General features: G+C 60.1%; 11 protein-coding genes. 7 read left to right on the top strand and 4 right to left on the bottom strand.

The features are described 5' to 3' along the window. Positions 1–8: 8 nt before the first annotated feature. Positions 9–458: a DMT family transporter gene (locus IEX01_RS07040; protein WP_024557564.1), complete on the bottom strand. Its 450-nt coding sequence runs from the start codon at positions 456–458 to the stop codon at positions 9–11. Beyond that, a complete protein-coding gene (locus tag IEX01_RS07035; RefSeq protein ID WP_188723541.1) occupies positions 455–973 on the bottom strand; it encodes a GNAT family N-acetyltransferase in 519 nt (172 codons plus the stop codon). Before IEX01_RS07035 ends, IEX01_RS07040 begins: the two co-directional genes overlap by 4 nt. Before the next feature lie 38 nt (positions 974–1,011). Between IEX01_RS07035 and IEX01_RS07030 the strand changes: the two genes are divergently transcribed. Together IEX01_RS07030 and curA are read left to right on the top strand one after the other, a co-directional pair. Further along, entirely contained in the window at positions 1,012–1,587 is a 576-nt protein-coding gene (locus tag IEX01_RS07030; protein ID WP_024557566.1) for a helix-turn-helix domain-containing protein, read from the top strand. A gap of 44 nt (positions 1,588–1,631) precedes the next feature. Further along, positions 1,632–2,666 carry an NADPH-dependent curcumin/dihydrocurcumin reductase gene (gene curA / locus IEX01_RS07025; protein WP_188723540.1) on the top strand — a complete coding sequence of 345 codons (1,035 nt, stop codon included), beginning with the start codon at positions 1,632–1,634 and terminating at the stop codon, positions 2,664–2,666. A 47-nt stretch (positions 2,667–2,713) separates the two neighbouring features. Here the strand turns inward: curA and IEX01_RS07020 are convergent, their stop codons facing one another. Next, positions 2,714–4,051, bottom strand: a complete 1,338-nt coding sequence (locus IEX01_RS07020; protein WP_188723539.1) for a M20/M25/M40 family metallo-hydrolase — start codon at positions 4,049–4,051, stop codon at positions 2,714–2,716. Positions 4,052–4,741: 690 nt separating this feature from the next. Here IEX01_RS07020 and IEX01_RS07015 point away from each other — a divergent pair. From IEX01_RS07015 to IEX01_RS07000, 4 genes are all read left to right on the top strand, one after another. After that, positions 4,742–5,401: a GntR family transcriptional regulator gene (locus IEX01_RS07015; protein WP_024557569.1), complete on the top strand. Its 660-nt coding sequence runs from the start codon at positions 4,742–4,744 to the stop codon at positions 5,399–5,401. A gap of 109 nt (positions 5,402–5,510) precedes the next feature. Beyond that, the gene (locus IEX01_RS07010) at positions 5,511–5,696 is read left to right on the top strand and encodes a hypothetical protein (RefSeq protein WP_024557570.1); all 186 of its coding nucleotides are present in this window, start codon (positions 5,511–5,513) and stop codon (positions 5,694–5,696) included. 208 nt (positions 5,697–5,904) lie between these two features. Continuing rightward, a complete protein-coding gene (locus tag IEX01_RS07005) occupies positions 5,905–7,866 on the top strand; it encodes a methyl-accepting chemotaxis protein (protein WP_024557571.1) in 1,962 nt (653 codons plus the stop codon). A gap of 137 nt (positions 7,867–8,003) precedes the next feature. Continuing rightward, positions 8,004–8,993, top strand: a complete 990-nt coding sequence (locus IEX01_RS07000; protein ID WP_188723538.1) for an SDR family oxidoreductase — start codon at positions 8,004–8,006, stop codon at positions 8,991–8,993. Between the two features lies 1 nt (position 8,994). Here IEX01_RS07000 and IEX01_RS06995 read toward each other — a convergent pair whose 3' ends face one another. After that, positions 8,995–10,596, bottom strand: a complete 1,602-nt coding sequence (locus IEX01_RS06995) for an alpha-amylase family protein (RefSeq protein WP_188723537.1) — start codon at positions 10,594–10,596, stop codon at positions 8,995–8,997. A 250-nt stretch (positions 10,597–10,846) separates the two neighbouring features. Between IEX01_RS06995 and IEX01_RS06990 the strand changes: the two genes are divergently transcribed. Further along, the gene (locus IEX01_RS06990; RefSeq protein WP_188723536.1) at positions 10,847–12,703 is read left to right on the top strand and encodes a bifunctional sugar phosphate isomerase/epimerase/4-hydroxyphenylpyruvate dioxygenase family protein; all 1,857 of its coding nucleotides are present in this window, start codon (positions 10,847–10,849) and stop codon (positions 12,701–12,703) included. The last annotated feature ends 49 nt before the right edge of the window (positions 12,704–12,752 follow it).

Here is a 12,752-nt window from a genome sequence, read left to right as displayed (position 1 = left end):
ACACCGCATCAAAACTGCCGTCTCGCCACCAGCCAGGCACCGATAACCAACAAGACCGCGCCGGCCACCGGGCCTGCGAGCGTGCGAAAAGAGAGGCCGTGGCTGCGTACGATATCTAATACCAGGCCGCCTACCAGTTGGCTTGCGACCAGCACCGCGATAGTGGTGGCCGCCCCCACGTACTGATAGCCGCTAATGCTGGCGAACACAAAAAATGACCCCAGCAGCCCCGGGATCAGCGTCCACCAGCGCACCGTCGCAACCAGCTCGCTAAAGCCGGCCAGCCCGTTTCTGAACAACAAAATGGTGGTGAACAACACGATGCCGACCAGCGAGTTCAGCAACATGGCGATAAGAATGGTCGATGCGGACTGGGTGATGCGCACCATAATCGTGTTTTGCACCACCAGCCCGATACCTGCGGCAGTAAGGAACAGCAGGGTTAAGGAGGCGTTCATGGCATCAGGTCCGGCTCGCTTCGGTTATCGAGCTGCAGTTGCATAAACGTGAGATCCAGCCAGCGGCCAAATTTAGTGCCGACCTGCGGCATCTGCGCGGTAATGGTAAAACCGAGCTTATGGTGCAGGGCGATGGAGGCGGCATTCTGCGATTCAATGCCCGCCACCATCACATGTTTGCCAATCTGTCGCGCCTCGACGATAAGATGTTCCATCAGCGCTCGGCCAATTCCTTTCCCGTGGTGGTCAGGGTGAACATAGACGGAATGCTCTACGGTATGGCGAAAACCATCAAACGCGCGCCAGTCGCCAAACGAGGCGTAGCCCACCACGAGGTTGTTTTCCTGCGCGACCAGCACCGGGTAACCGGCATTGCCGCGCTGATAAAACCAGGCGAGACGGTTTTCCGTGTCGACCGTGGTGTCGTTCCAGATAGCGGCAGTATGCACCACCGCATAGTTAAAAATATCGGCAATAGCGGCGCAGTCTTCTGCAGTGGCGCGGCGGATTATCATCGTTGAACCTCGGCGTTCGTACACTATAATGTTCAGCTATGAATAATATCATCGACACATTAAGTCAACGGATTGGTGAGCGCATTCGCACGGAACGCGAGACGCGCGGCTGGTCGCAAAGCGAGCTTGCCGAGCGGGCAGGGGTTTCCCGCGCCATGATCCATAAAATCGAACGCGGCGACAGCAGCCCGACCGCCACGCTGCTGGGGCGCCTGTCCGGCGCGTTCGGGCTGAGCATGTCAACGCTGATTGCCCGGGCGGAAATGCAGGAAGGCAAGCTGTTGCGCTTTAACGATCAACCCGTCTGGCGGGACCCGCAAAGCCACTACCTGCGCCGGCATGTCTCGCCGCGCTCCGACCTGCCGCTCGATCTGGTGCAGGTGGAATTGCCCGCAGGCAGCGACATTCCGATGCCCGCGTCCGCCTACGCCTTCGCCCGCCAGCTTATCTGGGTGCAGTCAGGCGAACTGGTGTTCGTGGAGGGCGAGGCGCGCCATCAGATGCAGACGGGGGATTGCCTTGAGCTGGGGCCGCCTAACGAATGCCACTTCATCAATGAGAGCGACAGCCCCTGTGTTTACCTTGTTGTGCGGCTTAACAACGCCGCACCCTGAGGATGTTCTACTATTGGGACAGGTCTTGTCATCAGGAGAGCATTATGAGTCAACAACAAAACCGTCGCTGGGTGCTGGCTTCCCGTCCTCACGGCGCGCCGGTCGCGGAAAACTTTCGTCTTGAAGAGGATGTGATTGCCGAGCCAGGCGAAGGACAGGTGCTGCTGCGCAACGTCTATCTTTCACTCGACCCGTATATGCGCGGGCGCATGAGCGACGAACCTTCTTATTCCCCGCCGGTGCAGATTGGCGAAGTCATGGTCGGCGGCACTATCGGGCGGGTAGAAAAATCGCTGCATCCCGACTTTTCCGAAGGCGACTGGGTAGTGGGCTACGGCGGCTGGCAGGATTACTGCATCGCCAGCGGCAAAGAGCTCACGCCGCTTGGCAAGCAGCCGGAAAATCCCTCGTGGTATCTCGGCGTGCTGGGCATGCCGGGCTTTACCGCTTACATGGGGCTGCTGGATATCGGCAACCCGAAGCCGGGTGAAACGCTGGTGGTCGCCGCCGCAACAGGTCCGGTGGGCGCCACGGTAGGACAGATAGGCAAGCTGAAAGGCTGCCGGGTGGTGGGCGTTGCGGGCGGCGAAGAGAAGTGTCGCCATGCGGTGGAAAACCTGGGCTTTGACGAGTGTATCGACCACCGCGCCGAAGATTTTGCCGGGAAGCTGAAACAGGCGTGTCCGAACGGCATCGACGTTTATTTTGAAAACGTGGGCGGCAAAGTCTTCGACGCCGTTCTGCCGCTGCTTAACACCGCAGCCCGCGTCCCGGTTTGTGGTCTGGTGTCGGGCTATAACGCCACGGATTTACCGCCAGGCCCTGACCGGCTGCCGCTGTTGATGGGGACCATCCTGAAAAAACGCATCCGCATGCAGGGCTTTATTATTAATCAGGATTATGGCCATCGCATCGAAGAGTTTCGCGACGCCATGGAGCCGTGGGTGAAAGAGGGCAAAGTTCACTACCGCGAGCAGGTGGTGGAGGGGCTTGAAAACGCGCCGCAAGCTTTTATCGGCCTGCTGCAGGGGAAAAACTTCGGCAAGCTGGTTATCCGTATTGACGGTGAAGAGGCGTAACCGGGAGGCGGCGGCTCCCGCCGCCTTTATTTCTCGCCCGGGCGCCGTTAAAAACAGAGCAGCCAGTCGCGCAGCGAACGCTGAAAACGCGCCAGCCCTTTTAGCGTAATAAATTCATTTACGCCGCAGGCGTTGCCGCCGCTGCCGAGACCGCCCATCACAAACGCCGGAGCGACAGGCGCGAAGGCGCTGGCTGGCGCGCATTCCGGCGACCAGGGCCCGATTTGCGCCCGCGCCTGCTGCTGTTGATAGCTCATCAGCAGCTCCATCACTCCCGGTTCCTCCGCGCTAAAGCGCATACCCGGATAGCTCTCGCCGCAATGAAGCTCTGCGCCGACGAGGTCCGGCAGCATCAGCCGTTCGCGCAAACGCGCCAGTAAGGCTTGCGGGTCGCTGCCCGGCGGCGTACGCAGCGTAAACGCCGCGCAGGCTTCAGGCGCGATAACGTCCTGCCCACCAGAGGCGGTTTTCAGTTCGCTTATCGTGAGCACCGCGCTGCCAAGCAGGTGCGCCAGCGCTTCATAAGCGCTGGCGTTCAGCGCGAGGCGAGCGTTCTGGCCCAGTTGCGCTTCCGGGTTACACTGCTGCGCCAGTTCATCGAGCCATTCAGCCGCTTCCACATCCAGCGGACGCGTTTCCAGCACGCCGTTGGCCTGCGCTGGCGCGATGGCGTTCAGCGCCTCGACCAGCCGCCAGGCGGGGCTGGCGACCCAGGCGGCGTGGCTTGCGTCAATCGCCGAGCGCGGGCCGCCCCAGTCGCCACCCTTAACCCGTACGGCACCCTGCGTCATGCCGGTAAAGCCGAGATAAACCCGTGGAACGCCGCCTTCCTGCTCGCAAAAAGCAGGGAAAAGCACCGCTTCGGCGGGCGGGATTGGGCAGGAAGCTTGCGCAAGATAACGGCGCAGCGTAGCGCTGCCGCAGGCCTGCTCGCCTTCCAGCACAATCTCCAGGTTCACATGCAACAACCCGTTTTGCCAGAGGTCGCGCACGGTCATTAACATGCCTGCCAGCGGCCCTTTATGCTTTTGCGCGCCGCGGGCGATAAACACGTCGCCCCATTGCGGCCAGTGACGCACGCCCCCCAGGAAAGGATCCACCTCCCAGCCTTCGGGCGCGGCGGGCGCCACGTCGTAACGGTTATAGAGCACCACGGTTACCGCTGCGCCCACGTCAATACGGGCGTGCACCAGCGGCGGCGAGGTGAGCGGCTGGTCTGCAACCGGCAACACGACGCGCGCCTCCACCTCATCCACCAGCCATTGCTCAAGCCAGGCGGCCAGATCGCGTTGGCGGGCGGGATCGCTCGCGTCGCTGCGCCACGGCGTCAGGCTCTCCAGCAGTTCAAGCGTCAGGTCAAGGGCAGGATGGGGCAGGCCGGTCATAAACGGATCCTCGATTTCAGTACAAAATGGTTCACTTTTAAACGGGCTGATCGCCGCGATCAGCAACGCCTGCGGGCTAACCTACGCCCGCGTAAAACGGCAGTTATGCTGTGCCGGTCAACTCCTGTGGTCTGTTTAATCGCCTCCGTACGCGCGCCGCATAAGGGTGTTTCCTCTGAGGCCGCCTGTTCGCATCAGACAGCCACCGTTCGCCGTCGCTAACGCGGCGAAAGTTTCCCGTTTTTCGCTTTGCCTTAAATAAGGTCTTTTCTGATAAACGCCGGAGATTAATGGTTTTCGTGCAAATTCTGTAACAACGACTTTACTTACATAAACTGGCGTAACGACATAAGCCGGACAGCAATTCGTGCGAAATGGCAATAAGGCGACTGAATGAGACGCGCCAGACGGCATATCGCGCGCGAAGCGTAGTACGCGTTATGACGGGCCGACAGCATACATTAGCAGCGGATAAGTAAACCCGGCGGCAACGGTAAAGTCAAAAAAGCGAATATACCGCCCGGCACTTGCGGCTTGCTCCTGTGACAAGTCGTTATTTTTAAAGGTTATGCTATGCAATCTGGCGTCGCTACAGCAGTATGTCTCACCAGGATAGATCGTGCTTGTTATATGGCAAATAAGACGGTTAAGCCTGCTAATACTAAGAAAAATTGAAGATAGGAAATAAACATGCTTGATCTGGAAAAAGCGCAACGCATGAGTCTCACCATGCAGGTTGAAGTTAAACTTAAAAACGCGCTGATCGTCGGCAGCTTGCGTCCCGGAGCGCGTCTGGTGACCAAAGAGATTGCCGACCAGCTCGGCACCAGTATTACGCCTGTGCGCGAAGCGCTGTTGCGTCTGGTCTCTTGCGGCGCGCTTAACGCTACGCCGGCGCAGGCGTTTCTGGTGCCGGAAATGAGCCTTGAGCGTTACGAAGAGATAAGCCAGATCCGCAAGAACCTGGAAAGTATGGCGGTGGAAGCGGCCATTCCGCGTCTTTCGCGCGGCCAGCTCGCATCGCTGCGGGAAATATACCAGCGCTTTCACGCCGCGAAACTGGCGGGCAACGTGGAAGAGGCGCTGCATACTAACCACCTGTTTCGTTTTCAGCTTTACGCCTGCGCGGAGATGCCTACGCTGCTGGACCTGATAGAACAACTCTGGGTGCGCATCGGCCCCTGCTTTAATTTTCTCTACCCCCAGTCGCCTGACTATGTGAAAAAGCATCACGACTACGATGACCTGCTGGCGGCGCTGGAGGAGGGCGATACCGAGCGCAGCGTCCAGGCCATCCATTACGCTATCGACGACGCCACCTATATTCTCAAAAAGCAGTATTTCGCCTGACGCTCCGCGGTTAGCCAATTTTTCGCTAACGACTGTTGAAATGATTGTTTCCCTTTGCGCCTCCCCGACGCTTTACTGATTGTCAATGCATCAGAAACAGGAGGAGGCGATGGCTTTCTTAACCGCACAGACCTCGCGCAGGCTGACCCGGCGCATACGCCGCGCCGCACGGGCGTTGCTGCTGCCACGCAGCAGTAACGACAGCACCCGTATGCTCGAATCTTTTATTCCCACAGGGCATCTCTATGGCATTGATTTCGGCAATATCGATCCGGTCTGGTATCGCAATCGATAGCGCGTTGCGACGCGGGATCCGGCTGCGCTACTGGAACGAACTGTGCGCGGCGGCAAAAGGGCCTTTCTCCGGCGGCGTCTGACGACGCTTTCGGGCGAAAGGCCTTTTTTTCACCGCTTTGCACGAAAGATACTCAATATTCTGGCCACGCAACCGATAACCTTTCCAGGCGCTAAAAAGCGTCCGCACAATAACAAGGAGAGGCAGGATGGCTGGTCTGGTATCCCGATTACGAAATATCCGCATCGCGCGCAAGCTGTCGCTGGGTTTCGGCCTGGTGCTGTTGTTGGTGGCGTTAGCCACGGCGCTGAGCGTGGTTCGCTTCATGGCGATCCGCGACGTCTATCAAAAAACCAACCTGGTTTATGAAATCAACATTGAAATCTTTCAGGCCAAAATCAATCGCCTGAAATACTTCTACAGCGGCGACGACAAAGCCCGCCAGACCATGGCGAACTATGTTCAGCATGCCCGCGAGCTGACCGCAGGCGCGCAGGCGCTCTCCTGGGATGCGGATGAAAAAACAATTATCAGCGATATCGACCGCGCGCTGGCGGCCTTCGACAGCAGCATTGTGGCGATGGCGAAAGCCACGGATGCGCTCAACGGTGTGCGGGCGTCGCTTGATGAGATGACGGCGAAAGAAGAGGCTGAGCGCTTCGGTCAGCTTATCCGCACGCCCGTCGCCGACCCGGCGCAGTCCTATAAAATTTATGATCTGCTGTTTGCTATCAGCAGCGTACGCGACCACGCTCTGGCGCTGCGACTCGGCGGCAATGAAGCGGCGCTCCAGGGGCTCAGGCAAAGCTACAATGCGGCGCAAACGCAGCTTAATACGCTGATGAGCGAGCTGGACCCGTCGCTGCAGGCGCCGTTCCAGTCCTTATGGAGCGACACCACGCGCTATCGCGATCTCAGCACGCGTTACTATGAAGGCTGGAGCCAACTGAAAGCGGCGGAAGACACGGTGAAAACCGCAGGCGACCAGAGCAGCGCGGCCATCAAGCAGATTATCGCCCAGGTGAAAGTTCAGAACGACGAACTGGCGTATAACTCATCCACAACCGCCATTATTATCGGCGCGCTGGCTATCCTGTTCGGCCTGCTGGTGGCGGTTTACATTATCCGTCAGATAACCCGTCCGCTGACGCATAACCTGGCGCTGGCGGAACGCATCGCCAGCGGCGATCTGAGCGCAGAGATTCAAACCGATCGCAAAGACGAACTGGGTCAGCTTACCCACGCGATGGGCGGTATGAACGCCCGTCTGCGGGCTATCATCGGCGATGTACGCCAGAGCGTCTCCCGCGTCGCCAGCGCCGCCAGCGATATCGCCACCGGCAACAGCGATCTCTCTTCGCGCACCGAGCAGCAGGCGGCAGCGGTTGTGCAAACCGCCGCCAGCATGGAGCAGCTGACCGCGACGGTGAAAAACAACGCCGACAACGCCCGCCACGCCAGTAAAATCGCCGCAGAGGCGTCGCAAACCGCGAGCCAGGGCGGCGACGTGGTGCGCGATGTGGTGAAAACCATGGGCGACATCTCCGCCAGCTCGCAGAAAATTGCGGATATCACCGCAGTGATTAACAGCATCGCCTTCCAGACCAACATCCTGGCGCTCAACGCCGCGGTGGAAGCGGCGCGTGCGGGCGAGCAGGGGCGCGGCTTTGCGGTGGTGGCGAGCGAAGTCAGAAGCCTTGCGAGCCGCAGCTCGCAGGCGGCGAAAGACATCGCCCTGCTGATTGACGAATCGGTCAATCGTATCAAAACCGGCAGCGAACGCGCCGCCCGCGCAGGCGAAACCATTGAGCAGGTGGTGAGCTCCGTTACCCGGGTGAACGACATTATGGGCGAAATCTCTTCCGCCTCCGAAGAGCAGAGCCGCGGCATTGAGCAGATCTCTCGCGCCGTGAGCGAACTGGACGCCACCACCCAGCAGAACGCGCAACTGGTCATGGCCTCGTCCACTTCCGCCCAGGCCCTGGAAGAGCAGGCGAGCCTGCTGGCGCAACTGGTGGCGACATTCCGTCTGGCGGAAAACGACGCAGCGGCCAGGGCGGCGCGCGCGAAAGCGCCGCTAAGCCCCCCAGCGCCGCAAAGCCGCCCGGCGGCCCCGCAGCCTGCAGCGAAACGCGCCGCTACGCTGGATGAGGGCTGGACGACCTTTTGATCTGAACGCCTCTGAAAACGCCCGGTTCGCCGGGCGTTTTTTTCTGTTTTTTCCGCTCGCGGCGTCGCGGTTGTCCGGGGCGCGACGTCCCCTCCTGTACTAAGCTTTTGTTACCTTCAATAAATCAGGATAACGACATGACAAAAAACGCCTTTGTCGCTGTCGTGACCGGCGGAAGTTCAGGTGTCGGACGCGCGACGGCAGACTATTTTGCGGCTTCAGGCTATGACGTCGCGGTCATTGCCCGGGGAGAACAGGGTATTGCGGATACGGTAAAGGAGCTTGAGCGCCACGGCGGCAGGGCGCTTGGCGTCAGCGCCGACGTGGCCGACCCGCAGCAGATAAGCAACGCGGCCCAGCGCGTGGAAGAGGAGCTTGGCCCCATCGCGGTCTGGATAAACTGCGCGATGACCACGGTGCTGGCGCCGGTGGAAGAGATGAGCGCCGATGAGTATCGCCGCGTAACCGAAGTGACCTATCTTGGCACCGTCAACGGCACGCGCGCGGCGCTGCGCTACATGCAGGAGCGCAACAGCGGCACCATTGTGCAGGTCGGCTCCGCGCTGGCGCTGCGCTCCATCCCATTGCAGTCCGCCTACTGCGGCGCGAAGGCGGCGGTGCGCGCCTTCACCGATTCGCTGCGCTGCGAGCTGCTGCATCAAAAGAGCGGCGTGCGGCTAACCATGGTGCAGTTGCCAGCGGTGAACACTACCCAGTTCAACTGGGCGCGTAATAAATTTCATCACCGGATGCAGCCCGTGGCGCCGGTCTATCAGCCGGAAGTGGCGGCAAAAGCGATTTATAACGCCGCCGTGGCGCGACTAACGCCCCGCGAGGTCTGGCTTGGCAAAAGCACCATCATGTCCATTGTCGGCAATATGTTTTTCCCCGGCCTGCTGGACCGTATGCTGGCGAAAAAGGCCTGGCAGGGGCAGCTTACGGATGAGATAGAACCGGCAATGCGTGACGATTATCTGTTCCGCCCGCTGGAGGATGGGCACCAGGCCCACGGCCGGTTCGACCGCCAGGCCCGCGCAAAAGCGATATCGGTAGATTCAAGGGTCATGGGCGTGGCGGCGGTGGCGGTAGTCGGGCTGGTGCTGCGCGGGCTTTGCCGCCGCCGTTAACTTAGCGCAGGCGCAGCCAGCGGTAACCGTGGCCGTTTAGCGCCAGTTCACGGGAAACTGGCGGATATTCCCCGTCCGCCAGAATTTCCACCGCCTCTTGCAGATTCAACTCTCCCAGCTCGACGACAACCGGCTCAGCGCTCAGGTTGGCGAACATCAGCGTGGCGTAGCCTTCGCCCTGATAGCGGGCGGCGAAAACGCTCTGCTGCGGCACGGTGAAAGGGTGGAAATGGTGGTAACAGACTTCCGGCAGCGTGCGCCAGGTTTCAGCAATGCGGCGGATGCGGTGCAGCAGGGAGTCTTCCCGCGCCAGTTGCTCCTCAACATTAATTTTTTGATAACCGAACGGCCCGTCCGTAATCAAGGGCGAGACAAAACGCGCCGGGCGGGCGGTGGAAAAGCCGGCGCCGGGTGAATCGTTCCACTGCATCGGCGAGCGTACCGATTCACGCTCCGGCTGGCTCAGGTTATCCCCCATGCCTGTCTCCGCGCCGTAGCGAACAGCAGGCGTGCCGGGCAGCGAAAAGAGCAGGGCGTGGGCCAGCGCCTGGTGGCGCTCGTCGCCATCAAGCATCGGCGCCAGACGGCGGCGGATGCCGCGCCCGTAGATGCGCATATTCTCGTCGGGGGCGTATTTATCCATGACGAAGTTAAAATCTTCTTCGCTCAGGTCTTCCATATCCAGTTCGTCATGGTTGCGAAGCCAGAAGCAGTAGCCGCCATGCTCCGGCGGCAGCGGCAGCTCGTTGAGCGCGGTGACCAGCGGCTGCGCGTTTTCCCGCGCCAGCGCCAGAAAGATATTTTTGTTGATCCAGAAATTAAGCAGGGTGGTAAGACGGTCGCCGTCGCCGAAATAGTGGGTGAACTCGTCAACGTTAACGTCCACCTCACCCAGCAGCATCAGCTCCGGACGGTGACGTTCCAGCAGGGCGTGAACGTGGTTGAAAAATCGGTAGCCCTTTTCTTTATCGCCGTTACCCGCCTGTTCCACCATGTGCGACGCGGCATCGATGCGAAAACCCGCCACCCCTTTTTCTACCCAGTGTTCGAGAATGCGGTCAACCTCGTGCAGCACGTGCGGATTGGCGAGGTTAAGGTCCGGCTCGTGGTGATAAAAGAGGTGACGGTAATGGCTTTGCGCTTCGTCGTCCCAGCGCCAGATATGCGGCTCAACGGTGGGAAACATCGGCCTGGGCTCATCCGGCCCGCCGTTTTTCGACCACAGGTAGTAGTCCCGGTAGGGGCCGCTTTCGTTTTTACGCGCTTCCTGAAACCAGTAGTGGGTGTCAGAGGTGTGCTGTGCCACCAGTTCGATAATCACCCGCATATCCCGCTTGCGCGCTTCGGCCAGCAGCCAGTCGATATCCTCCGGCTCGCCAAGACGCGGGTCGATGGAGAGATGGTCTTCTACGTCGTAGCCGTTGTCCCGCCGGGGCGAGACATAAAAAGGCGTGAGCCACAGCGCCGTGACGCCGAGCGAGGCAATGTAATCCAGCTTCTGGATAATGCCGCGAATATCGCCCCAGCCATCGCCGTTGCTGTCGTAAAAGCGGCTGGGATCTATCTGATATATCACTGCGTTCTGGTGCCAGACGCGCCCCATAAGCGGCTCCTTCACAATAAAAGAGGGAAGGTTTCAGTATAGGCGGTGCTGTGAACCAGGCAGGGAAGACGGGTGTCGGCTGAACATTGTTTACCTCCGTTTTCACCGCCATTTCGTGAGCTGTACACCAGATGGACACAGATCTGTACAGAAAAACGGCATATCAAATCACATTTATTTAACTTTTTATTTGCATAATGAACCAGTTGATACAATTCTGAATCTCACCCTTAAGCTGTGAGAGATCAACATGCAACGTTCAATTGCGACCGTTTCTGTCTCCGGAACGCTGCCGGAGAAACTTAACGCCATTGCCGCCGCCGGGTTCGACGGCGTAGAGATTTTTGAAAACGACCTCCTTTATTACCCCGGCTCGCCCGCCGACGTGCGCCAGATGTGCGCTGACCTGGGACTTACCATCACGCTGTTCCAGCCGTTTCGCGATTTCGAAGGCATGTCGCGCCAGCAGTTTGCCGCCAACCTGGAGCGCGCGCGCCGCAAGTTCGACCTGATGCAGCAGCTGGGCTGCGACAAAATGCTGCTGTGCAGCAACGTGTCGCCGCACACCTCATCGAGCTTTGATTTGCAGGTTAGCGATCTCGCGGTGATCGCCGCGCTGGCGCAGCAGTTTGCGATAGAAGTGGGCTACGAAGCGCTGGCCTGGGGCACACACGTAAACCGTTTTCGCGACGCCTGGGCGCGGGTGAAGGCGGTCGACAGCCCGGCGCTCGGCATCGTGCTCGACAGCTTCCATATCCTCGCGCGCGGCGACCGGCTTGGCGCAATGGAAGATATTCCGGTGGAGAAAATCACCTTTTTGCAACTTGCCGACGCGCCGCTGATGAAAATGGATGTGCTGGAGTGGAGCCGCCATTTCCGCTGCTTCCCGGGTCAGGGCGAGCTGCCGCTGGCGGAGTTCGCCCGCGACCTCACCGCCAAAGGCTACCGCGGCCCCTGGTCGCTGGAGATCTTCAACGACGGTTTTCGCGCGTTTCCCACCGCGCCCACGGCGAAAGATGGCTACCGCTCGCTGCTCTGGCTTGAGGAGCAGACCCGCAAGCGTCTGCCGGAGAGCGACGCGCCGCTCTTTTCCTCGGCGCCGCTCGCCCGCTACGACGGCGTGGAGTTTATCGAATTCGCCGCAAGCGAAGATGACGCTTGCGCCCTTGGCGCGGCGCTGCGCCCGCTCGGTTTTGCCCAGGCGGGCGAACATCGCTCGAAAAAGGTTGAGCTGTGGCGCAACGGCGGAGCCAACGTCATTATCAACCACCAGCCCCACAGCTGGGCGGATAACTTCTACCAGCGCCACGGCGTATCGCTATGCGCGCAGGCCTGGCGGGTGAAGGGCGCGGCGCAACTGCTTAAGCGGGCGCAGGATTATGGCTATCCGCTCTGGCAGGAGGCGCACGGGCCGGACGAGCGCGAGCTGCCCGCCATCTGCGCCCCTGACGGCAGCTGTATCTACCTGATTGAATCGGCAGGCGAAGAGGGCTGGCACGCCGATTTTCATCTGCAACCGACGCCGAATAAAGATTTCACCGGTATCGACCATCTGGCGCTTGGCCTGCCGGAAGGCAGCCGCGACAACTGGGTAATGTTCTTTCGCTCGGTGTTCGGTTTTGAGCTCGACAGCGAGTACAGCCTGCCGGACCCGTATGGGCTGGTGCGCAGCCAGGTGCTGCACAGCCCGTGCCGCACCATCCGGCTGCCGCTCAATATGTCCCAGAGCCGCGACACGCAGATTGCCCGCTCGGTGGCGAGCTATCAGGGCAGCGGGCTTCAGCACGTCGCGTTCGCCGCGAACGATCTGCTGACCACCGTGACACGGCTGAAAGCGCAGGGTATGCAGCCGCTTGCGGTGCCAGCCAACTATTACGACGACCTGCTGGCGCGCTACGGCGAGAGCGGCGGGCTGCTGGCGACGCTGCCTGCGCTGCAGGCGCTTTATGAGCGCGACGATCGCGGCAACGCGTTTTTGCATATCTACACGCCGCCATTTCGCGAGGGGCGCTTTTTCTTTGAAATAGTGGAGCGTAAGGGAGATTACCAGCAATACGGCGCAAGCAATGCCGCCGTTCGGCTTGCCGCCATGCAAACACATCAGTAGCATAACCCGCCGTGGACCAGAAGGTTCAGGGCGGGCGAGAAACAGAACA

This window comes from Franconibacter daqui, assembly GCF_014644275.1.
GTDB lineage: Bacteria > Pseudomonadota > Gammaproteobacteria > Enterobacterales > Enterobacteriaceae > Franconibacter > Franconibacter pulveris.
The sequence above is the reverse complement of the archived record's forward strand: the minus strand, read 5'-3'. Positions and strand labels throughout refer to the sequence as shown.